This window comes from Nesterenkonia haasae, from assembly GCF_010119385.1.
Lineage (GTDB): Bacteria > Actinomycetota > Actinomycetes > Actinomycetales > Micrococcaceae > Nesterenkonia > Nesterenkonia haasae.
Map to the genome: position 1 here is coordinate 104,844 of NZ_VFIE01000023.1, position 23,423 is coordinate 128,266.

The window sequence follows — 23,423 nt, forward strand, 5'->3', positions numbered from 1 at the left end:
GCATGTCCTCCGAATCAGGATCGGTTGCTCTACTTAGCCTACATGGAACAATAGCCCTTATGACTGAAATAGCTACCCATAAAGCGACCATCAAGACCAACGCCGGCAACATTGTTGTCGAACTCTTCGGTCACCATGCTCCGGTGACTGTGGAGAACTTCGTGGGGCTGGCCACCGGTGATAAGCCGTGGAAGCACCCAGAGACCGGTGAAGACAAGACTGGCACCCCACTGTACGACGGTACGGTATTCCACCGGATCATCAAAGACTTCATGATCCAGGGCGGTGACCCGTTGGGCCTGGGAGTGGGGGGACCTGGCTACCAGTTCGACGACGAGATCCACCCCGAGCTGGACTTCACTGAGCCGTACAAACTGGCTATGGCTAACGCCGGAATTCAGAACGGCAAGGGCACCAACGGCTCACAGTTCTTCATCACCTCAGTGGCCACCACGTGGCTGCAGGGCAAGCACAGCATCTTCGGCGAGGTCCGTGACGCTGAGAGCCGAAAGATTGTGGATGACCTCAACGCTGTCTCCACCGATATGCGCGACCGCCCTAAAGAGGACGTCGTGATCGAGTCCATCGAAGTAGCAAAACTCTGAACACCTGTTTTCAGCATCAGGGCAAAGAGGCCTATGTGCAGTGCCAGCGCTGCGATAGGCCTCTTTGTTCTGCGTGCATGGTGGAGGCCCCAGTGGGATTCCAGTGCCCGGTCTGTATTGATGAGGCACGACGCCGCCTGCCCACCCAAAGAACAGCGTTCGGGGCTCGTGCCGGGTCGGAGAGACCTACAGTCACTTACTCTGTGATCGCTGTCTGCGTGGTGGTCTACATCGTGCAGATCCTGCCGGTCTCTGCCGGTCAACTGCTCAGTCCGCTCCCTGATCTCACAGAGCTCTGGGCCTACGCACCGGCGTACACCGCAGCGTGGTATCCAGTATTTGAGCCGTGGCGGATGCTCACCTCGGCCGTCCTGCATCACCCCGGCAACGCTATGCACATTGCATTCAATATGCTTGCCCTGTGGTTTGTGGGCAGAGCGATGGAGCCCGAGATTGGCCGGACGCGTTTCATTGCCCTGCTGGTACTCTCCGCCTGGGGTGGTTCCCTCGCGATTCTCCTGAGTTCAGTTCTCGGTCTGTCCAGCCCGTTTGGGCCAACGGTGGGTGCCTCAGGCGCGGTGTTCGGCCTCTTCGGGGCTCTGTTCATTCTGATGCGCTCCTCAGGCTCCGAAACCGGGGGGATCGTCGCGCTGGTCGTCATCAATATGGCGGTGAGTTTCCTGGTGCCGAACATCTCCTGGCAGGGTCATCTCGGTGGACTCATCACCGGCGTGCTGGTGGCCCTCATCATCGCTAAAGCGCCTCGTCGCAACCGCGTCCTATGGACCTCGGTGGGGCTTTCTGGTCTGGCAGTTGGGCTGTTGGTGCTCACTGCCGTGGGTATCCAATTAGTGCCCATCCCCTGAGCCGTGCCTGAACTGTCCGTCGCGGGGTTAGCTCCTTCCCCAGATTCCACAGGATCCTGTGGATAACCTCTGCTTCGGCGTACTCGGATTCGATGTGCCCTTTCGTGGGGCGGAAGTTCCTATACGCAGTGCTTAGAGTTACACGCTTGTATTTTATCCACACTGTGGATAACTGCTGTGGATAACCCGTTCAGAGTCACGGTCTAGTCTTTAACCATGTCTCCGGTCCAGTCCCCGCACAGTTCGCCGATGCCCTCCCGCAATCACCGTGTTTTGCTGGCCGGGTGTGGTGATTTAGGTGCCCACGTGGGCCGACTGCTGCACCAGGCCGGCCACAAGGTCACCGGGGTCCGACGGAACGCGGACGCTGTCAATGTTCCGTTTCCGGTCCTCGGTATGGATCTTGCCGACCCTGGGACAACACAGCTGCCTGAGGCGGACGCAGTGGTGATTGCGCTGACTGCTGACAGCTATGACGCCGCGGGCTATGAGCGGGCGTACCGCAGCACACTTCGGGGATTGGCTAAAGCCCTCCCCACGGCGCCGGATCGCGTTGTGCTTGTCTCGTCCACAGGTGCGCTTGGCGAACATGAAGGGGAGCTCATCACCGAAGAGTCCGAGCCGCTTCCAGACCGGGAGACCGGCAAGGTGCTTCTCGCCTCAGAGCAGGATGCGCAGGAGCTCTTCGACTCAGTGACCGTTCTGCGGGCGGCCGGGATCTATGGGCCGGGGCGGACTCGAACGATTGACCAGGTGCTGCGCGGCAAGCCGGTGGACCATGGGCGCATCACGAACCGTATTCACCGCGACGACCTCTCTGCTGCCATACCGCGACTGCTTGGCGCGGAAAATCCTCCCGCTCTGCTCCATGGTGTGGACAGAGAACCCGCACCGCTGGGCCGCGTGGTGGAGTTCGTGGCGGGTCTGCTGAATGTGCCCGTACCGGAAGATTCAGGTTCCGGAGCACTGCACGGCAAGACCCTCGACGGCACTGCACTGCACCGGTTCATGGGGGAATCCGGTCTGCAGTATCCAACATTCCGTGAGGGGTACAGCGCGTTGGTGGAGGACCGCGGCTGAGAAGCTCGCCCCCCGGCGTCTTCAGTCGCTTTTCCCTGTGATGGTGGCGTAGTCGGCGAGCGCATTGCGCCGAGTCTCTTTCAGGTCCACTAGCGGATCAGGGTATTTCTCAGTTCCGTATTCGGACACCCAGCTGGTGACGTAGCGCAGTTCGGGGTCGAACCGCTCCTGCTGGCGCTCGGGGTTGAAGATCCTGAAATAGGGTGCTGCATCGGCGCCGCATCCTGCTACCCACTGCCAGTTGACGGGATTGGACGCCGCATCGGCGTCGACGAGGGTGTCCCAGAACCAGGCTTCGCCCGCACGCCAGTCGATGCCCAGATTCTTCACCAGCAGGCTTGCGGTGACCATACGGACCCGGTTGTGCATGTGCCCGGTGCTCCAGAGTTCGCGCATCCCGGCGTCCACGAGCGGAAAGCCTGTCCGTCCTGCCGTCCATGCCCGGAAGGATTCCGGGTCGTCTTTAGCTGACTTCCACGGGTAGTGATCGAACTCGGGGCGCATGTTGGTCTCAGGTATGTGCGGAAAGTGGTAGAGCAGATGCCAACTGAAGTCTCTCCAGCCGAGCTCGGTGCGGAACCGTGTCTTGCTTTCGGCGTGGTCAATGCTGCCAGCGGCGGCCCAGACCTGCTGGGGACTTAACTGCCCGAATCGCAGGAACGGTGATACTCGCGACGTCGCGGCCGCGCCCGGTTGCTGCCCCTGAGCGTGATACCCATTGGCCTCCTCCTCAACGAACGCCTGCAATCGCTCGTGGCCACCTGACTCGGTGGGGTCCCATATTCGGTGCCACTCTTTCGCCCAGTTCGGCGCCGTAGGCAGCAAGTCCAGAGTTTCCAAGTCGCCAAGCGGGATGTCGCGCTCCGCCAGGCTGGCGGAGGCACCTCTGACGTCCCCCAACGGTGTGGGTGCGTCTTCTGGTGAGGTGATGTCTCGGTCACTGAGAGCTCGCCAGAAGGGTGTGAAGACTTTATAGGGGCCGCCGGTGGTGGTCTGGATTTTCCAGGGCTCTTGAAGCACTGATGCTGCGAAGCTCTCAACTGTGACCCCCTGGTCTGACAGGTGTGTCTTCAGCGCCGCATCGAGATTCCTCTCGGCACCTCCGTAGCGGCGCGACCAGTGCACGCGGTGTGTGTGGCTCGCAGCTACGAGTTCGGGAAGCACCTCTTTCGGGTCACCGCTGCGGATCAGCAGTGGGATGCCGAGGTCGTTGAGATTTTCCTGGAGCGATTCGAGGGCGTGGTGCAGCCACCATTTGGCGGCTCCCCCGAGGGGCCGGATTCCTGGGGTGTGTTCGTCGAGTATGTAGAGACCGATGATGTCGCCGGGTTCTTCGGCGTGCTCTCGGGCTGAGAGGAGGGAGGGGTTGTCCTCTACCCTGAGGTCGTCCCGGAACCAGTGGAGGGTCCTGCTCATCGAACTCCTGCCGAGTCTGCGGAGGTCTCGTTCTGCTCGCTGAGGCGGGCCGTTTCGATGATGTTCTCCAACATGGTGGGGAAGATTGACCGGTGGAAGGGTGCCATGGACATCCAGTAGACGGATCCGCGGATGCTCTTGGCGTAGAACAGCGCCCGCTGCTTGAGTTGGACAGTGCCGCCTTCGAGTTCGTCGACGCTGAACTCCAGCCAGGCGTAGCCGGAGACCTTCATCTCGGCCCGGAGCAGGAGTCGGTGGCCTGGTTCCATTTTCTCCACGCGCCACCAGTCGACGGGATCACCAACTCTGAGGGTGTCGGGTAGGCGGCGTCCACGGTTGAGGCCGGCTCCACCAACCAACTTGTCCCAGACACCGCGGACTTTCCACGCCAAGGGCCAAGAGTGCCACCCATTGGTGCCCCCGATTGCCTCGATGACTTCCCAGACGGCGCGGCTGCTGACCTTGTCAGTCTCTATGGTTCGGACGTCTTCGTACCGGCGCAGCCCGGCCCAGTCTGGGTCGGAGGGCAGAGCCCCTGCTGAGTGCTCCAGCGGACCTATATCGGCGTCCCAGGTGGTGTCGATCGAACCTTCTTCTTCCCGTTTCAGGGCCAGGGAGACGGCTTCGCTGTAGTTCAACAGGCCCGCTGGTGGTCGTGGGAAGTAGTCGTCGACGTCACTGTTGTTGGTTACGGCGTCGTTCTGCAGGGATCGGACGAGTGGAATGGTGAGTGTCATGGGTAAGGGTGTCACCAAGCCCACCCAGATTCCGGAGAGGGTTGCTGCTGGCAGCGGCAGCGGCAGCACCTTGCGTGGTTTGAGGCCCGCCATGGAGGAGAACTCCTCCATGACCTTTGAATATGACATGACGTCGCCGGAGCCGATATCGAGTATGCGGTTGATCTGTCCGGAGTATTCGGTCGCCGCCAACAGGTAGTGCAGGACATCGCGGATAGCCAGTGGTTCGACGTTGTTTTGCACCCAGTCTGGTGCTGGCATGAGCCGGAGCTTCAGGGCGAGGTGGCGGATCATTTCGAAGGATGCGGAACCTGATCCGATGATGATTCCCGCTTGGAAGGCCACGGTGTCCACAGGGCTTTCCACGAGAATTCTGGCTACTTCAGCGCGCGAGCGCATGTGGGGGGAAAGTCTCACACCTTCCGGGTGCAGCCCGCCGAGGTAGATGATGCGTGAAACGCCTTCGCGTTCGGCTGTCGCTGCGATCCGACGGGCGGATTCGGCTTCGCGTTCTTCGAAGTCGCCTCCGCCACCCATGGCGTGGACGAGGAGGTAAACCACATCGACGCCGCGCATAGCTTCGTCCAAGCCCTCATTGTCTTCGAGGTCTACATGGTGGATCTCTACTTGGTCCCGCCAGGGCGCGTTTTCCAGCTTTGTCACTGAGCGAGCAGCGGCGCGGACGTGATGTCCAGCCTGCAGCAACCGCGGCACAAGGCGCCCACCGATGTAACCGGTAGCTCCCAGTACCAAGATTTCCTTTGGGTGTTCACTGGGTTCGATCTTTTCGCGTGCTAACCGGTCTTGATGTGCGTTATCCGGTGACGATTCGTCCACTGCGAGCCTCCAACACGTTGGTGCCCGTAGGTTCCAAGCGCCACCGCATTGGTGGAGCTGTGAGCCGGTTCAAGAAACGTTTCGAGCCTACGGACCAGGGGTTTTATGGTCTCACAGCGATCTGGGTCGTCCCTGGTGGTCACAGACTCACGAGCGCGCAGGACTGATAGGCTCCTGCGTTTTGACCGTAATCGCGGGCAGCAGTGTGATTACGGCTGCGACAATCATCGCCACACTGGTGAGAGCCAGCAAGACGATGCCCACACCGAGCGAGACCATGGGTTCTCTGCCGAGTGCACTTATCGTTCCGAAACCGTTGACGCTGCCCAGTAAGCCGGCAAGGATTCCCAGCACGGCGGCAGTGATGCGCGCCCAGGTCACTCGCAGCAGTACAGCGCTCACCCCAGCAGCAATCACCAGGATGAAGAGGATCATCATGAGGGCACCTTCACCACTGGGAGCCTCTGCATGGAGGTAATTGAAGCTCTCGGAGTAACCAAACATTGAGACCGTGGCGATCGGCAAGAAGAGTGCCAAGATGGCGAAAAAAGCGAGCGCCGGCAAGGCGACTTGGGCCCAAAGTCGCCACAGCGGCTGACGCTGGGATTGTGGCCCAGGCTGGGTCACGGCAGGCGGTGGGGTCTCGCCGCGCTGTTGGCGGATGAACGTAGCTAATGCCGGGTAGCAATTCGGATGTGCGAGCACATCGTCCCAGAGATCGGGGCGAGTCGAAGCGACCTGACGCAGAACCTCCGGCTGAACAGATTGGTAGGTGAGGTCTTCAGCGGTGTAACTCGCCGGATCGCGCTGGGTCATGTTTGGCTTCGTCCCGTTCCATGTGTTGGTGTGATCTGCCCGAACGCACAACCCGATAAGCGCGGGTACACGTCGACTGCCAATATATGTCAGACGCGTTCACCATTCTGGGAGGCTCCAGGCAATTCTCATTCCAGTACCTCAGCCACGGCCTCTTCCATGGTTCCCAGCAACAGGGGCAAATGTTCCTCACGGAGGGCCAGTGGAGGACGGATCTTCAACACTGAGCTCGTCGGGCCAATCTTGCTCAACAACACCCCCCGTGCCTTGATCGCTTCGACAAGTGCTCTAGTCGTGTGCGCGTCCGGTTGCAGATGCTCCGCGTCGGCAAAAACTGAGAAACCGAAGAACAACCCCGACCCCTTGGGGACGCCTAACCTAGGATGAGCAGCCACAAGTTGCTCCAAGCGGTGATGAATCACTTCACCGAGAGCAGCTGAGTTGGCGACAAGGGCCTCGTCGTCGACGATCTTCAACACCTCATGACCGACCGCCGCGGACACCGGGGTACCTGCGAAGGTATTGAAGTACTCATTGCGGGAGCCGAACTCCTCCAATAGGGCGGCAGTGGTGACCACTCCTGCGAGGGGGTGTCCATTGCCCAGGGGTTTCCCCATGGTGACAAAATCCGGAATGAGGCCATGTTGCTGGTAGCCCCAAAAGTGGCTTCCCACGCGCCCAAGCCCGGCTTGGACCTCATCTGCTATGACCATGCCACCTGCCTGGCGGACCAGTTGAGCGACTTCGACCACGTAGCGATCCGGGACCCGGGGTAGTCCCTCAGTAGAAAATAGAGTCTCGAGAATCACAGCCGATACCCCGTGCCCATTTCTCACCAGGTCACTGATTCCAGCCTGCACTTCAGTCAAAGCAGCGGTGAGAACTTCTTCCTCACTACGCCCCTGATGTGCCGCATCGTCGAGATCGGGGACGTGGAAGGTGCGCACATGGTCGCCGAGCGGTTCGTGATTCTTAAGCCCGGTGGTGATGCCGGCCAGCAGGGAGGTGTGGCCGTGGTAACTGTGATCGGTGACGAGCACGCCGCGGGCACCGGTGTGCTGATGGCTCATTCGCAAGGCGAGGTCATTGGCCTCAGAACCGCTGTTGCTGAATAACACCCGGTCCAACGACGGTTCAAACCGGCTGAGCAGGTCCTCCGCATAGTCCACCACACGGTCATTGAGGTAGCGAGTGTGGACGTTCAGGGAGCTCGCTTGTGATCTCATCGCTTCGACGATGCGGGGATGAGCATGACCCACGTGGGGGACATTGTTGTAGGCGTCCAGGTAACGCCTCCCGTTGACATCGGTCAGCCACACACCTTCGCCTGTGACCAGGTGCAGCGGTTCTTCATAAAAGAGTGGGGAGTGGCGACCGATAGTGGCGAACCGCCTGACAAGTAGAGAATCTGTCACAGTGTCATATCCTTCTCAGACTGGGCTTCTAAGGAGTATGGGGCGGGTGCACTGTCGAGGTAAGCCCTGGCGATCCTCAGCACCCAAGGAACCACCTGTTGTTCGATGAACACAGAGGCATCATCTCCAGGGCGTTCAGCGGCCCATCCCAGATAACTCAGTCCGCGGCCCAACATCAGTGCGTCCCATGCTTGGCGCTCGACGGCTGTGAGTGGGCGCACGCTTTGGTAGCCATCCAGCAGAGCCTGCTCCAGAACCGAGTACTGCGAGCTAGGTGTGTAGAAAAACAGGGCGGTGACAAGGTCAAACAGATACCAGCCGGTCCCGAAGTCATCGAAGTCGATGAGCATCAGTCCTTCAGACGTGTTGAGCACGTTCTCCGGAGTGGAGTCACCGTGGACCATCCCGTAGATTCCCGGCCGCGTGCCGAGCCTGGTGAGGTGTATTCGTAGTCTGAGCATCGCCTGTTGTACCAGCGAGCGCTCGTCATGAGTGAGCGTACTCAGCGCGAGCGGGGTGCCCCACAGGGGGGCGTGCCCCGCCAGGCCATCTGCATCCCAGGCACCACGCTGAAATTCATGAATGGTCTCCATAGAGTCACTTACCTGGTGCAGCTGCCCTAGCAGTTCACCCATTGCGGTGAAGGCCTCAGGGCTGGCGTTCTCCTCACCGCTAAAGGCCGCGCCGACATCTCCACTGGGTTTCGCGTCGTGGATCCACTTCGCCATGGAGACGCGACGAGTGTGCCGATCGAAAGTGCTGACGGTGAAGAGTTCACCGTCACAGGTGCTCAGCGGCTCGGGGACGGCGATACCGTGCCCGCGGAGTGCTTTGAGAAAGCGCAGCTCGGTCACGAGTTCGGCGTCAGTGCGGTACCCCTGCCTGTGCAGCTTGAGGGCGAAGGACTCACCGAGTGGCGAGTCGATCCGGTAGACGTGGTTCTCTCTGAACTTCACGAAAGTGATCGTGGAATTCGCCGGGAGGCCGAAGGCGGCCAGCGCCTTCCTCGCAAGTTCGCTTGCCGCTCTGAGTTCCATGGCATCCTCTCGCCGCACGGTGCCTCCATGACTAGCTTCAGTCTGCCGGGATGGTAGGCGGCGAAGTTTGGCTGCCGATGCATGCTCCTTGCGCATTCGTGCGCCGGATACGCCTTAAGTTGTCGACGTCAGGCTCTGGTCGGGAATGCCTGGTTCATGGTCAACTAAGAGTCCGCGCCACTGCTTTCAGTGCTTGGTGTCGCTGCTCGGGCTTTGTCGGGGCTCTTATCGCCCGGATCAGATATGGACTCCCCGATAGCGGAGCCATGGACTCTCGCTTGCAGGATTGACCCTAGATCGATGCCGGTGGCGGCTTCGACCCGTTTGAACACGCCGGCCAGGGCCACGGAGGACTCACCGTCGAAGTGCTTCGAGGCATCTGAGTCTCCGGCCCCTCCGATGAGTGTCATCGAGCCAATATTGGAGTAGCCAGCAGCGAAGGAGTCCATCAGCTGCGGCAGTATGGCCAGCGCCTCGCGGGCTAGCACGGCTTCCTGGTTCTCGCGCAGTGCTTCTGCTTCTGCACGGATGGCTGCAGCTTTGGCCTCGCCCTGTTCACGGATCGCGGTGGCCTCAGCCTCAGACCGCTGCAGCCGTGCTCGGGCCTCGGACTCGGCGACCAGTGCTTCCGCCTCAGCTGCCTTGGTTCGCCGGTACGCCTCCGCATCAGCATGCTTCTGCTGCTTGTAGAGATCAGCATCGGCAACACGCTTGACATCGGCGTCGAGTTCAGCTTGACGGTTCTCAGCTCGCTGGCCGAGCACTTCCTGCCTTGCCTTCTCTCCAGCCAGAGCTTCGGCCTGCTCAGCCTGGGCCCGTGCTTGTCCTACTCGGGAGGTAGCAGCGGCCTGGTTCGAGTCGTACTCAGTTTCCTCGATCAGGTTCTGCTCATTGTTGGCGATGCGCTCTTTGGCGATGGCACGTTCGGCGTTGGTTGCTGCAATCTCAGCGGCTTGGCGTTTAGCCTCGATCTCGGGAGCACCCAAGGACGCGATGTACCCGGAATCATCAGTGATCTCACGAATTTGGAAAGAGTCCAGAAGGAGCCCCTGAGTCAGCAGCTCTGGAGAGATCGACTCGGAGATTTCATCGGAAAATTTCTGCCGATCCCGCATGAGCTGGATGACCGTCTGCTGGGCCATGAGTCCGCGCAGTGCGCCCTCGAGCTGGTCCTGGGTGTATTCGACGACGGCATCGTCTTGGGAGGCGAAACGCTCGGAGGCCGCCTTAACGTCTTCTACGTCACTTCCGATCTTCACCAGCGCGACGGCCTCGGCGTTGATCGTCACATTGTCGTGGCTCTGCGCAGTCACCGTCATCAGAACCTGGCGGGAGCGAAGAGAGATAATCTCATGGCGCTGCCGGATCGGGTTGACCATCGCCCGACCGTTGACGATGACCTGTTTCGGCCGGGCACCCGGGGTGTCAGACCGCGAGGACTTACCTGTGACCACTAACGCCTCATCGGCGCGGGCCACCTTAGTCCATGCCCGCATGATGATCAGTCCAATGATCCCCGCGAGCAGAGCAACAGCGACCAGCACTATGACGACAGCTACTGTGCCGCCTGTTGTCAGAATGTCCATGCGGGAATGCCTCCACTTACCTATACGCCTGCGTACAATTCACACACCAGTTCAGAACTATGCTTGTCAGCCTACCCATAAGCGGCTAGCACCGCGCGCCGACAGTGCTGATGGCCTCATCGAAGATGGGAACGCCGGGCCCTTAGGTCGGCTTCAACTCTATTTCTACGAAGGCACATTCCATCTCGGACACATTGATCACGTTGTGCGTCGCCCCAGCTCGGCGAAAGTAACTCGCGCCGGCGGTGAGAATATTCTCGGTGACCTCACCCTGCGCCCGAACTTCTAGCGTGCCGCCCGTTAGCGGTACCACGATGTAGTCCATCTCATGGCTGTGAAGCAGGGTCTGCGCCCCGGGGGGAAATCTCCATTCGGTGACCCGAACCTGCTCATTATCAATCTGGACTGTTGGGATCGCCGTCGTCGAGTCGCTCATCTCCGGAATCCTCTCCTGCTGGGTGCTCACACCTTAGGTGCAATGCACTGATCGACGCCGATATCAGCGCACTCCCCAGGCGTAAGTTTGTTTGCGCAGACTCAGGTACATGAATGTCTCTGTACCGACCACTCCATCAATTGCACGAATCCTCTGAGAGATGATCTCCAACAGGTGTTCGTCGTCCTCACAGACGACTTCGACGAGCACATCGAAGGTGCCTGCGGTAATGACCACATAATCCACCTCGCCAAAGCTTTCTAGGACTTCGGCCACCGGCTCCAGCGGGCCCTCAACCTTGATACCGATCATCGCCTGTCGCGGGAAGCCAAGTTCGAGGGGATTTGTCACCGCCACGATCTGCATCACTCCCAGATCCAGCAATCGGTGCACGCGCTGCCTCACGGCAGCTTCAGAGAGCCCCACTGCTTTCCCGATCGAGGCAAAAGATCTGCGGCCATCCTGCTGGAGCTGTTCGATGATGGACTTGGAAACATCGTCGAGCTCTGCCGCTGTCGTCTTTTTCTTGGCCATGGGATGAGTCTTTCACAGTAGCTATTGACGGAAGTCGGCTTAGGGAACGCGCCAATTTTCGGGAGTGATCACGCCATTGTAGAGCGGCAACTGGAGCGGGGCATCGCCTTCCCGAAATTGTTTCCAAGGCCTATTCGTCCCCGCGGTGCCGTGGTGGCGGACTCGGCTGACCACCTCAGAGCTGACTTCGCACAGCAAGGTACACACCCGACCGTCCTGAACTTCCGTCAACACATGCCCTTCTGGGTCGACCGCAATGCTCTGACCTTCACCCTCTGGGCCGGCGCAGTTGACGCTTACCGTGTAGATCTGGTTGACGATTGAGCTGGCCCGCGCCAACACAAGCTCCTGTGCTCTGTCCGGCGTTGTCGTCTTGACTATGTTCAGCACCACTTCCGCGCCCATCCAGGCCAGATGCCGGCTTAATTCGGGGAACCACGCGTCATAACAGATCGACAGTCCCATGCGAATGCCACGAGGTCCTTCGAAGGTCTGGAACGACGTGCCCGGAGTGCACCAATCTTCGTAGGGAAACCATGGAAAAATTTTCCGATAACTAGCGACCAGAGAACCGTCCGGAGAGAACACGAGCGCGGTGTTGAAAACCTCACCGGTAGGAGCTCGCTCACAGACGCTTCCCGGTACGAGCCAAATGCCGTTTTCCGCTGCTATCGCGCCCAGCTGCTGATAGCGGTCATCCCCTTCACCCCACGCATGCCGCTCCAAGATTTCTCGATCTTCGTGGGCACTGGCTCCGAGACCTCCGAAGAGGTGAAGCTCCGGGTACACCAGCAACTCCGCTTCTGAGTTCTCCAATGCTGTGCGACGAACATCGACCTGAAATTCTTCCAAAGAGCGTCCTACGCTAATCGCTTTGCGCTGAGCTACAGCTATCTTGACGCCGTTCATCGTGAATCCGAGAAGATGAGAAAACTATGTCCCCGAGGGCACGTGCGAGCGTGCCTGTGTGTGTACATCACTTGATTCCTTCTAATCGTCAGCAGTTGAAGCCATGAGGGGTCCAAACAGACCGAGGAGGTTTTAGCCGATGAAACTCATGACGTGCTTGATGCGGGTGTAATCCTCGAGCCCATACATGGAGAGGTCCTTGCCGTAGCCGGAGTGCCTGAACCCGCCGTGCGGCATCTCCGAGAGGTACGGAATGTGGGTGTTTATCCAGACGCAGCCGAAATCAAGCTCCTTCGACGCTCGCATCGCACGCCCATGGTTGCTGGTCCACACGCTGGAGGCGAGACCGTACTTGACGTCGTTTGCCATCTCTAGTGCCTCCTCCTCGCTGGTGAAGCTCTGAACCGTGATGACTGGACCAAAGACTTCTTCCTGGATGAGTTCGTCATCCTGTTTGAGGCCAGCGAGAATCGTTGGCGCGTAGAAGTATCCGGCATCTCCGATCCTGTGACCCCCGGTGATGAGCTCCGCGTGCGCGGGCCGGGCATCGACCTTAGCGGAGACTTTGGCGAGCTGATCAGCGTTGTTCAGGGGACACATGTCGGCATTGTCGTCACCAGGACCTCCCACAGTGGTGTTTTCCGCCTGCTTCTTGAGTGCAGCGAGGAACTCGTCGTGAATGGAGTGGTGAACGAGTACACGGGTCGCAGCGGTGCAGTCCTGACCGGCATTGAAGTAGCCTGCGGCGGCGATTCCCTCAGCGGCTGAGTCGATATCGGCGTCGTCGTGGACGATCACCGGCGCCTTGCCACCGAGCTCCAAGTGGACTTTCTTCACGTCGTGGGAGGCGGCCTCGGCCACCTGCATGCCAGCACGGACCGAGCCGGTAATTGCCACCATCGCAGGTGTCTGGTGGGAAACCAGACTACGACCTGTGTCGCGATCACCGCAGACGACATTGAAGACGCCCGGTGGCAGGATCTCGGCGCAGAGTTCTGCGAAGAGGGTGGAGGTCGCCGGCGTGGTATCACTGGGCTTCAGGACGATCGTATTTCCAGCAGCCAGCGCGGGAGCAACTTTCCAGATCAGCATTGGCAGCGGGTAGTTCCAGGGAGTCACCTGACCGACGACCCCGACTGGTTCGCGGCGCACGAACGATGTGTGATCTTCCATATACTCACCGGCGGACTTGCCTTCAAGGATGCGACCGGCGCCGGCGAAGAACCTGAAGTGGTCAATATTGACCGGCATCTCCTCCGAGGCGGTCAAATGTCTGGGCTTGCCCGTGTCTTGGCACTCCGCATCAACAAACTCATCGAAGCGAGCTTCTAGGGCGTCGGCAATCTTGAGGAGAGCTTCGCCGCGCTCCTTCGGTGTGGTGCGCTTCCAGGACGTGAAAGCACGTTCGGCCGCAGCATAGGCAGCATCGATGTCCTTAGTACCGGACAGCGGGGCTTGGGCGTAGACCTTTCCGGTATGAGGTTCGATGACGTCATAGGTTTCGCCTGTAGCGGCAGAAACTTTCTTACCGTCGATAACGTTGAAGAACTGTGTATGTCCCATAGTTGGCTCGCTTCCCGTTGTTTGCTTCATCCAGGCCGGACCTCTGCTGCAACCCAGCTCATCGCCTCTCAGGCTACCCAAAAAGTGCGGATTGCTCTATATCTTTATAGTTTCAACACTGATTCAGTGCCTGCAACCGAGTTTGGCGAGCGATTCTCTTGAATAACATGACTTTAGGGTGCAGGATGGTGCAATGACTCAACATTCCCTGACGCCCACTGAACACAATCGGTTGCAGTCCGCCGCGAAAGAACACCTCTGGCTGCATTTCACCGACCACAGCACCTACGCCGAGGCAGACGTGCCGATTATGATTCGTGGTGAAGGTCTGCACCTGTGGGACGCGCAGGGTAAGCGGTATATCGACGGTCTGGCGGGCCTCTTCACCTCGCAACTGGGTCACGGTCGGCATGAACTGGCCGAGGCCGCAGCGGCGCAGATGTCCCAACTGGAATTCATGCCCCTGTGGTCATATGCTCATCCTCCGGCTATTGAACTTGCCGAACGACTCGCGTCAGCGGCACCTGGAAACCTGAACCGCGTTTTCTTCACCAATAGCGGCAGTGAGTCAGTTGAAACCGCGTGGAAACTGGCCAAGAAGTACTTCAAACTCACGGGAAAGCCCAATAAGCACAAGGTCATCAGCCGTGCGACGGCATACCATGGAACAACTCAAGGTGCCCTCTCAATCACTGGGATCGCGGGATTGAAGCAGGACTTCGAACCGCTGCTACCGAGTACCTTCCACGTAAGCAACACCAACGCTTACCGCGCCTCGGAGATTACAGCGGGAGCCTTGGATGTCACGGACCAGCAGAGCCTCGAACGATTCGGCCGCTGGGCCGCCGATCAGATCGCGTTGACCATCGAGGCACAAGGGCCCGACACCGTGGCCGCTGTCTTCCTGGAACCTGTACAGAACGCCGGCGGCTGTTTTCCTCCCCCGCCAGGCTACTTTCAACGAGTACGGGAGATCTGCGATGAATATGACGTTCTCTTGGTATCCGATGAAGTCATATGTGCCTTCGGACGCCTGGGACAAATGTTCGGTGCAGACCAATTCGGCTACCAGCCAGACATGATCACTACCGCCAAGGGCATCACCTCCGGCTACGCTCCGCTGGGTGCCGTCCTGGCCTCCGACACGATCATGGAACCGTTCTTGCAGCCTGGTGAAATGTTCGGACACGGCTATACCTTCGGAGGGCATCCAATGTCCACGGCCGTCGCGTTGAAGAACCTTCAACTCATGGAGGAGGAGAGAGTCCTCGAGCACGTCAATGAGAACAGTGGAGCCTTCCGCCACACTCTGGAAAAGCTCCTTGACCTCCCAATTGTGGGTGACGTTCGAGGCGAGGGATATTTCTACGGCGTCGAATTGGTCAAGGACAAGACCACACGAGAGAGCTTTAATGCTGAGGAGGCGGAGCGGATCCTCTATGGCTTCATCTCCAAGAAACTCCTCGAAGAGGGCCTGTACTGCCGCGCCGATGATCGTGGCGATCCAGTCATTCAGCTCAGCCCACCGCTCATCGCCGGACCATCTGACTTTGAAGAGATTGAGCAGATCCTCCGCAGCGTTCTCACCGAAGCGTGGACTCTCATCTAGGGGCACGCCCCGCGACAGAAACCTCGCCGGCATTGAGGGGATCGAAGCGAAGCCCTAGCCAATGGATTACCCACTGGCTAGGGCTTCGTAGATCCTCGCCCAAAATCTCACTCCCTAGGAAGTGACCTCCTGCATGTCCAGAGTAGGTGCCGAGCGGCGGAAACCTCTGGTTAGTACGATCAACCAGAGGAGGCCGATGGCAACCCATCCGAAGCCCACCATGAAGGTTTCCGCGGTGAGAGAGGTCCATAGCCAGAGGCAGAGCCCCACCCCGAGAACCGGAAGCACCACATACTTCACCGCGTCGTACCCGACGTACCGCTTCTGATCGATCGCGTAGTGCTTGAGTACGCTCAAATTCACGAAGCTGAACGCAATCAATGCCCCGAAACTGATCATCGAAGAAGCCAGTCCCAGCGGGAACACCAGCGCCAGAAGCGAAACGCCTCCTACGATGAGCGCCGCCACATACGGCGTCCGGAACCGCTTGTGGAGCACACCAAAGATCTTTCGAGGCAGCACACCGTCGCGCCCCATAGAGAAGAGAATTCGCGAAACTGAAACCTGGGAGGCAATTGCCGAGGCGATACAACCCGAGACATATGCAGCTGTAAAGAAGGCTGCCAAGAAGGCGCCACCAGCCTGAGTCATCACATCAACAGCCGCCGTATCGGGATCTGTAAAGCTTTCGTAATTGGGGAACACCATGTGGCCAACCCAGGACAGGAAGACGAACAGTGCGCCCGCGGTAAGTGTGCAGATCACAATTGCCCGCGGAATGGTCGTGCGCGGATTCCGAGTCTCCTCTGAGAGCGTCGAGACAGCATCAAAACCGAGGAACGAAAGGCAGAGAATCGCTGCCCCAGCCGCAATAGCTGTGAATTGGAAGTCAGCGTTCATGAACGGCTCGAACGGACTAATGGTTTCAGCGTAACCACTAAATGTCACGAAGCTCATTACAGCGAAGACCACGATGAAGACAACCTGGATGCTCACCAGCACACTGTTCATACTGGCAGCGACCTTGATGCCAAGGATGTTCATTGCGGTGACTAAAACAATGGCAGCGATAATGATGGCCCAAACGGGAAGATCCGGCAGCGCGGCGTTCAGATACAGACCAATAACCATGAAGTTGATCATGGGAAGGAACAGATAGTCGAGCAGCAGGGCCCAACCAGCCATAAAGCCGATCCCCGAGCCGAAGGACTGTTGTGTGTAGGTGTATGCCGAACCCGCGATGGGGAACGCCTTCACCATATTGGCGTACGCCAGTGCAGTGACAATCATCGCAGCGAGCGTGAACAGATAAGCCATAGGCAGGTGACCGGCTGTGACCTGAGTGACGATGCCGTATGTAGTGAATACTGTCAGCGGCACCATATAGGCGAGTCCGAAGAACACCGCCGCGGGGAGCCCTAGGGTGCGTTTTAGGCCTGCGGGGGCCCGCGTCGGCGTTTGGGTCGTGGTCAAGAGTGTCTCCTTATGAGTGATGGATGGGCGCGCCACCGAGCATGGTGAGCCGCACAGGTACGTTGACTAGTTGATCTGCATCCGCCGTCAGGGGGTCCTCCTCCCACAGCGTCAGGTCCGCGATGGCTCCTGGCGCAATGAAGCCGAGGTCCGCATGGCCTAGGGCCTCGGCAGCCCACCGCGTATAGGCAAGGAGCGTCTCGTGACCGCTCAAACGCTGGTGGGGTTCAAAGACAGATGCTCCAGGATCTCCGGGTTCCCGGCGCAGTCTGGCCCAAGCCATACCTACCCGGGCATCCTGTTGCGCGACGGGCCAGTCGGAGCCGAGGACGGCGCGACCTCCCGCATCCACAATGTCTTTCACTCGGAAAGCATGTGCAACCCGTTCGGGGCCGAGGCGGACGGCAAAGGAATCCGAATTGTCGCCTTCGCGCCACTGCATGTGCAAGGGCTGCATGGAAGCCACAACACCAGTGTCGGCCAGTGCGGCAACATCCTGGTCAGTCAGCGTCTCAAGATGTTCAATTCGATGTGGGGCGCCACTGAGCGAGTGCGCAGGACCACTGGGACCATCCAAGGAGCGGTAGATGGAGACGGCTTGGGCTACTCCAGCATCGCCACAAGAGTGCGTGGCAAGCTGATAGCCAGCACGGTGGTAGGCCCGGCATACCTCCTCATAACGCGCCACGGAGTGCCAGAAGGGACTAGATGAATCCCCCTCAGTATCAGGCTCATGCAGCCAAGCAGTCCCGTTATCGATGACGCCGTCAATGAACATCTTGATCATGCTGACCTGGTAGCGAGGGCCACCGGGATACTCACGGCCGCATCTCCCCCGCAGGCGTATGCGTTCCTCGACAGCGGCGTCGTCGTCTCCAGGCTGGTGCCAGAGACCGAGATGGAGGCGTACCGGCAACCCCCCGGGAAGCTGCTCCACGGCGTCGAGCGTCTGCAGCGTCGCAGCCCGTCCGTCCATGACCGCCGCACTGGTGACACCGCTGGCGGCGCTTGCCAACAGGGTCTGCTGCACCCGCTCCGGCAGGCTCTCTCCCCCTTCCACAGGGGCGGCGTCCAATACCCTCATATAGGCCGGAATCTCTCGCAACTCGCCAGTTGGCTGCCCATCTGCGCCGACGACGATTTCACTTGCGTCTGTGAAGGTCTCACCACCGTTGATGCCGACGGCCTCCAACGCGGCGGCATTGGCCAAACCCGTGTGCAGGTCGTAGAAGACGAGCGCCACGGGTCGGCCTGCCACAGCGGTGTCGAAGAGGTCACCGCGAATTCCTGTGGCCTCAAGTGCTTTGTAGTCAAGATTCCATCCGCGGATCCAGACGCCAGGAGGAAGTTCCCGAGAATAAGCGGCGAGCGCATCGCGCACTTGGTCGAGCGTGGTCAGGCCCCCTAGGTCAATCCCGGTAGTCAGCTCTGTGCCCCAAACGGGGTGCATGTGGGAGTCGATGAGGCCGGGGGTCAGCACTGCCCCAGCGGCGTCGATCACGTGCGTCGTGCTCTGCGCCAGTGCCAGGGTCTCCTCATCCGTACCGACAGAGACGATCCGTCCATCCATGACAGCAACCGCTGTTGCAGCAATATACTCCGCTCCAACCGATTCAGTCATAGGACGAATACGTGCGCTATGGAGGATTATGTCTACCATATCGACACCCTACATCTATTTATGCTGCGTTATCAGTAGTGGAAACAAACTTTTTACATGCAAATCGTAGTTGTCGGGTGAATGATGCGTTTTTTGATCAGACACAGGCCTAAAACCGCGGGGTGCGCGCGGGTTCAGTCCTTCGCCTTCCCGTCTGTTCGAATGCGGCCCCAATGCGAAGGAGGTGGGTGTCGTCGTAGGCCCGACCTGCGAAGGTCAAACCCACCGGCATTTCAATGTCCCGAAGCGTTCCCATAGGCACGGTGACTGTAGGAATCCCAAGGTGCCGAATCACCAAGTTTCCGTTGGCCACCCACACCCCGTTGCGCCATGCGATGTCGGCAGAATCGGGATTGTGGTCCGCGTCCGCTGGTGCGATATCAGCCATCGCCGGGAAGACCACCGCATCGAGTCCGAGAGTATCCATCCAGTCCTCGAGGTCGAGCACACGAGTCCTTTCCAACCCACGCAATCCTTCTGCCAGATATGGGATGGCGCTCAAGGGAAGTTGCTCCTTCCCTCTCATGAATTCAGGGTAGGCGGCGATGTCATCGTCGAAGCCGGTATACCGATCAGGAAGAGCTCCCTCAGGTGCCGGAAAAATCTGTGTTGCGTCTACGTCTTTGAGGCGACTCAGGGTGGGGTCACCATTGGCGGCCAGGAAGTCATCCCAAGCCCATGCGGAGAGGTCGAGCAACTCATGTTTTAGAAATGCCGGGTCGAGGAGACCTCGAGTGGCAATGGTGGGCATTCCAGGCCTGTCACCCTCGTACTGGGAAACCGCCGGAAAGTCGGTCTCGACGACCACGGCGCCCGCACGTTCTAAGTCTTCCCGGGCTCTCTCCCACAGGTCAAGAACTGAGGGTCGCACTTCAATGGCCTGCCCAGTTGGGCCACCGATGCCCAGGGGAGCTCCTCCCGTGCCGGCCTCTGAGTCTCTTCCGATATACATTCGCGGCACCCCCAATCGAAGTCCTGAGAGGACACCCTGGGCAGCCTCCACACTGATGGGGCGCAAATCCGGGTAACTTCGCGGGCGCACCTGGGAAGCACGGGGGAGGGAAACCCACGGCTGGGTCCGCCAGAGATCACCACGGGCGGAGCAATCATCCTCGACAATCACATCTAGAACTTCGAGCAGGTCCTCCATGGTCCGAGTGTGCGGCACCACGACGTCCATCGTGGGCACGAGAGGCCAGTTGCCCCGCACAGAGATCACCCCGCGCGATGGTGTGTATGCGCAAAGAGCATTGTGAGACGCGGGTGCTCGCCCAGAGGACCAGGTTTCCTCCCCCAGCCCGAATGCTGCGAAGCTCGCTGCTGTTGCAGTTCCAGATCCATTAGAAGATCCGGAGGCGAAAGCCGACGTCAGGTATTCACCGTTATAGGGACTCTCAGCACGTCCGTAGAGTCCGCGTTGCATCCCACCATTGGCCATCGGCGGCATATTGGAGAGCCCCAGCAGCACGGCTCCTGACGCCCTGAGTTTCTCAATGACAAAGGAATCCTGCTGCGCTACAAGATTCGCAAAGGCAGGGGAGCCTGCCGCGACGGTCAGACCACGGGCCTTAAAGCTGTTCTTGGCCGTATAGGGGATACCGTCGAGCGGACCCAGCGCCTCATTTCGGCGCCGTCGGCTATCTGAAGCTCTCGCCTCCTCCAACGCATCTGGGTTATCCACGATGACAGAGTTCAGGCAAATGCCGTTCCGATCATAGGCCTCAATGCGGCGCAAGTATTGCCCTACCAGCTCTTCGCTGGTCGTGTTTCCCTTCTGGAGAGCCGCCCGCAGTTCAGAAATAGTTGCCTCGACAACATCGACCATCTCCCCGCCTCCTCTACGTCTAGTGGACCTCTCGGGACGAAGGTCCTTCGGATGCCCCTCTGGTCTCATGCTTTGGGGTTGGTGCTGCCGTGGCTGCATCGGTGGTGAGAGCTAGGATCTCCTCTGCAGCCCGCCGGCCCTGACGAAGTGCACCATCGACGTGCTGATATCCCTCGGCCGCGATATCGGAACACGCCCAGTGCAAGGGACCCACTGGATCACGTTGAAATGGTCCGTATCGATGCAGCCCGCCCAAGTCGAAACTGGCAGCATATGCTCCGCGGGTCCATTCTTCGGAGGCGAAGTCGGACTCATAGTAGACCTCCGGGTGGCGCGCCTCTTCTCCGAGGTATCGTGCCAGCGACCCGAGAATCTCTTCCCGACGCTCTGATTCGGAGAGAGCGAACATCGCATCGGCTGTCTCGTCGCTTATGAAGGCGACCAAAGTGCCTCGCTCGTCGTCGTGGTTGGTGTTGTCATAAACCTCTTGGCAGATCTCTTCGGGTCCAAATGCGGTGCCCGATAATCCATTGGTGCGCCAGAAGGGAGTGGGATAGACCGCATGCACTTTGATGACAAGACCCATTGACTGGTGTTGATGCATTTGGTGCTGCATCCGGGGCAGGGGTGGCTCAAACTCGATTGAACCGTAGAGGTTCGGGGGAACTGCGATGACCGCCTGCCCAGACTCGACGGTCAGCCGATCAGACCAGATGGTCACGGCCGGTGCGTGGCCGCTCGCTGTGTCCTGGTGACCCTCACGACTCAGGTTGGTCCCACTAGTGCGAATAGCACGGACCGGTGTGTTGAGGTGAACGACTCCCTCACCAAGTTCGTGGGCAAGTCTTTCGGAAACCGACTGCATCCCTCCGATCACACGGCGGTCGAGGATGAAGTCCTCTTCGGTGAGGTTGGAGAAGGAGCCAGCTGAAGCCGCCATCAGAACAGCTTGAAGTGCAGAGAAGGCGTGGGCCGGTTTGGTGAGCATTCCGCCGGCGATGAAGAGTCCGATCATTCGGCAGGCTAATTCGTCAGAGGACTGCTCCCTCAGCCACTGGTGGAAGGAAATCGTGTCCAGCTCCCGGGCACGGGGATGGTCCCAGGGTGCTGCGGGATTGAGTTGCTCTGCCAGCTCATCGAGTGTTTTCGTCATGTGGTCGATTTCGGAGAGTGTCTGCGCCGACACAGGGAAGTCGTCACCCTCGTAGACATGGCGTTCACCGTCAGGAGCGATGTAGACACTTGAGCCCTCACGGTGGCGCGCAAACGTTCTCATGCCAAGTGTGTCGAGGAGACCCAACAACTCGGTTTGATCAGGGGACACCCACTGTCCCCCGATCTCCAAAAACGCTCCATCAACTGTATCGGACCATGTCCGCCCCCCGACGCGCTCCCGCGCCTCCAGCACAACAACCTTGAGGCCTTGCTGCTGCAGGCAGCGCGCTGCCATCAGCCCCGCCGGGCCGGCTCCAACAATGACTACATCACATTGAAGAGGATCTGCGCTTCCGATTGTTCGTTTTCCAACCATGCCTCCAGGATATACGTAATCAGCGGCTCTATGTCATAGCAGCGACGGATTTAGTTGCCGAAAGGTACTTATGTGGCGAGATTATCCGTATAATCGCACCGGTTTTATGTCTACGACATCGTCCCCCGAGTATGAAGGACAGTTTCCTGGTCCCGGCACGCGGTCCGCGCATGTCTGAGTAGTTTGAGTACGCGGGTTGCTTTACAGACGGCCGCGGGTGGACACGGTGACTTGCGGGCGGATGAGACATCCAATAACGGCCATCAATGCCGCAGTGATGAAAGCGGTCTTTGAACTGGTTACTTCTGCAACGGCACCAATGACTGGGGCAGCAGCTGCTTGTCCGAGTGCGATCACCAGGAATGCGAGCCCAACGCCCGAGGCAGGGGTCTCGACGTAGGCACGAGTCCCCCAGATGAGGAGCAGCCCGGTCCCGCCGATGTAGGCCGCACCGAAGACCGCTGAGGCCATCCACGCGGTAGGGATGTTCCCGGGGAACAGGGCCATGAGAGCGGTCGCTGCAGCCATGGTGAGCATGATCACCGTCCACGATCTCGCGATCCCGAAACGACCGGCGAGATCGCCGGTCACTGCACCAGCTATCCCGAAAACTCCCAGAACTATCCACGCAATGGTCGAGGCATGCTCGCTCAGCTGGCCCTCGGTCACCAGGATGTCTCGCCCGAACGTCCATACCGCTGCACTGGCGATGCCCATCATCGCAGCGGCAGCTATCAGCCTCCCGCTTTCTGCCGGGAGCAACGGATGTGGGAGCACATGCCGCAGTCCCCGGTCCCCACCGGCCTGTGCGGAGGCGATCGGTACGGCGATCGCTGCCCAGACGGTGACCAGAGCGCACAGGATCGAGAAGACCAGCCAGGCGGTACGCCAGTGCTCAAGGGTAAGCAGCGCGATGGGGCCGGCGATTGCGACTCCGAGACCGGTACCGGCGTTGATGACCGTCTGCGCCCGGTTCCTTTGCGTCGCAGCTACCGTGTGCGCGACGGCGTGGGCCAACGGCGGTGAGGCGAGCCCAGTACTCGCCCCCGCCAACACCACCCCTACCGCGAGCACGAGGGCATTGGGGGCGGCGGCGATCATGAGTGTCCCCGCGCTGGCGATCCCCCCGGCCGCGACCGCCAAAGCGCGGCCGCCGTAGCGCGGGGTCATCATCGTCGAGGCGACGATGGCGACACAGTAGGAGGCGTAAGCTCCCGATGCAATCGCCCCGGCCGTCGCTGCATCAAGGCCAAATTCGGCACGGAACACCGGTAGGAACAACCCGTAGGCGAACCGTGCTAGCCCATAGCAGACCGCGATCAGCGACAGCCCCGCCCCGGTCAACCAGAACATTCCGCGCCTGCTCAGAAGCCCCGACTCATCGGCTCCCAATGTAGCCAACCGCTCGCTCATACACTCCCCAACTTTACAGATCTGTGAACTTGCTCATCGAGCGCTAGTATACTGATCAGTGAAGTTACCTGTCGA

19 protein-coding genes are annotated in these 23,423 nt (G+C 59.6%); 4 read left to right on the forward strand and 15 right to left on the reverse strand.

Annotated features, from left to right (window positions below; genetic code table 11):
• Window positions 1–59: 59 nt before the first annotated feature.
• The 3 genes from FH975_RS11710 (at window position 60) to FH975_RS11720 (ending at window position 2,551) form a co-directional block, all read left to right on the forward strand.
• The gene (locus tag FH975_RS11710) at window positions 60–605 is read left to right on the forward strand and encodes a peptidylprolyl isomerase (protein ID WP_153077744.1); all 546 of its coding nucleotides are present in this window, start codon (window positions 60–62) and stop codon (window positions 603–605) included.
• Between the two features lie 203 nt (window positions 606–808).
• Complete coding sequence (locus FH975_RS11715; RefSeq protein WP_328821873.1) at window positions 809–1,471, forward strand: rhomboid family intramembrane serine protease; 663 nt, start codon at window positions 809–811, stop codon at window positions 1,469–1,471.
• Between the two features lie 216 nt (window positions 1,472–1,687).
• Window positions 1,688–2,551, forward strand: coding sequence for an NAD-dependent epimerase/dehydratase family protein (locus FH975_RS11720; RefSeq protein ID WP_235928685.1), 864 nt, complete (start codon window positions 1,688–1,690; stop codon window positions 2,549–2,551).
• A gap of 21 nt (window positions 2,552–2,572) precedes the next feature.
• Here the strand turns inward: FH975_RS11720 and FH975_RS11725 are convergent, their stop codons facing one another.
• The 10 genes from FH975_RS11725 to FH975_RS11770 form a co-directional block, all read right to left on the reverse strand.
• Window positions 2,573–3,967: a cryptochrome/photolyase family protein gene (locus FH975_RS11725; RefSeq protein WP_162321482.1), complete on the reverse strand. Its 1,395-nt coding sequence runs from the start codon at window positions 3,965–3,967 to the stop codon at window positions 2,573–2,575.
• Window positions 3,964–5,541, reverse strand: coding sequence for an SDR family oxidoreductase (locus tag FH975_RS11730; RefSeq protein WP_162321483.1), 1,578 nt, complete (start codon window positions 5,539–5,541; stop codon window positions 3,964–3,966). Before FH975_RS11730 ends, FH975_RS11725 begins: the two co-directional genes overlap by 4 nt.
• 147 nt (window positions 5,542–5,688) lie before the next feature.
• On the reverse strand, window positions 5,689–6,357 hold the full coding sequence (locus FH975_RS11735; RefSeq protein ID WP_162321484.1) for a variant leucine-rich repeat-containing protein: 669 nt from the start codon (window positions 6,355–6,357) through the stop codon (window positions 5,689–5,691).
• 128 nt (window positions 6,358–6,485) lie between these two features.
• A complete protein-coding gene (locus tag FH975_RS11740) occupies window positions 6,486–7,772 on the reverse strand; it encodes an aspartate aminotransferase family protein (protein ID WP_162321485.1) in 1,287 nt (428 codons plus the stop codon).
• A complete protein-coding gene (locus FH975_RS11745; RefSeq protein ID WP_162321486.1) occupies window positions 7,769–8,827 on the reverse strand; it encodes a phosphotransferase enzyme family protein in 1,059 nt (352 codons plus the stop codon). Before FH975_RS11745 ends, FH975_RS11740 begins: the two co-directional genes overlap by 4 nt.
• 146 nt (window positions 8,828–8,973) lie before the next feature.
• Window positions 8,974–10,395, reverse strand: coding sequence for an SPFH domain-containing protein (locus tag FH975_RS11750; protein ID WP_162321487.1), 1,422 nt, complete (start codon window positions 10,393–10,395; stop codon window positions 8,974–8,976).
• 142 nt (window positions 10,396–10,537) lie between these two features.
• A complete protein-coding gene (locus tag FH975_RS11755) occupies window positions 10,538–10,831 on the reverse strand; it encodes a cupin domain-containing protein (protein WP_153077763.1) in 294 nt (97 codons plus the stop codon).
• 63 nt (window positions 10,832–10,894) lie between these two features.
• Window positions 10,895–11,365, reverse strand: coding sequence for an Lrp/AsnC family transcriptional regulator (locus FH975_RS11760; RefSeq protein ID WP_153077764.1), 471 nt, complete (start codon window positions 11,363–11,365; stop codon window positions 10,895–10,897).
• 39 nt (window positions 11,366–11,404) lie between these two features.
• Window positions 11,405–12,274 carry a carbon-nitrogen hydrolase family protein gene (locus FH975_RS11765; RefSeq protein WP_162321488.1) on the reverse strand — a complete coding sequence of 290 codons (870 nt, stop codon included), beginning with the start codon at window positions 12,272–12,274 and terminating at the stop codon, window positions 11,405–11,407.
• Window positions 12,275–12,406: 132 nt separating this feature from the next.
• Window positions 12,407–13,837: a gamma-aminobutyraldehyde dehydrogenase gene (locus FH975_RS11770; RefSeq protein ID WP_162321489.1), complete on the reverse strand. Its 1,431-nt coding sequence runs from the start codon at window positions 13,835–13,837 to the stop codon at window positions 12,407–12,409.
• Between the two features lie 193 nt (window positions 13,838–14,030).
• On the opposite strand from FH975_RS11770, the gene FH975_RS11775 reads away from it, so the two are divergent.
• A complete protein-coding gene (locus tag FH975_RS11775) occupies window positions 14,031–15,446 on the forward strand; it encodes an aspartate aminotransferase family protein (RefSeq protein WP_162321490.1) in 1,416 nt (471 codons plus the stop codon).
• A 114-nt stretch (window positions 15,447–15,560) separates the two neighbouring features.
• Here FH975_RS11775 and FH975_RS11780 read toward each other — a convergent pair whose 3' ends face one another.
• From FH975_RS11780 to FH975_RS11800, 5 genes are all read right to left on the reverse strand, one after another.
• The gene (locus FH975_RS11780; RefSeq protein ID WP_162321491.1) at window positions 15,561–16,919 is read right to left on the reverse strand and encodes an APC family permease; all 1,359 of its coding nucleotides are present in this window, start codon (window positions 16,917–16,919) and stop codon (window positions 15,561–15,563) included.
• A gap of 10 nt (window positions 16,920–16,929) precedes the next feature.
• Window positions 16,930–18,540 (reverse strand): amidohydrolase, encoded by a 1,611-nt coding sequence (locus tag FH975_RS11785; protein WP_235928686.1) that lies wholly within the window; start codon window positions 18,538–18,540, stop codon window positions 16,930–16,932.
• Between the two features lie 148 nt (window positions 18,541–18,688).
• Window positions 18,689–20,404, reverse strand: coding sequence for an amidase (locus FH975_RS11790; protein ID WP_162321493.1), 1,716 nt, complete (start codon window positions 20,402–20,404; stop codon window positions 18,689–18,691).
• 19 nt (window positions 20,405–20,423) lie between these two features.
• On the reverse strand, window positions 20,424–21,935 hold the full coding sequence (locus FH975_RS11795; RefSeq protein WP_162321494.1) for a flavin monoamine oxidase family protein: 1,512 nt from the start codon (window positions 21,933–21,935) through the stop codon (window positions 20,424–20,426).
• Between the two features lie 201 nt (window positions 21,936–22,136).
• On the reverse strand, window positions 22,137–23,348 hold the full coding sequence (locus FH975_RS11800; protein WP_162321495.1) for an MFS transporter: 1,212 nt from the start codon (window positions 23,346–23,348) through the stop codon (window positions 22,137–22,139).
• Window positions 23,349–23,423 lie beyond the last annotated feature (75 nt).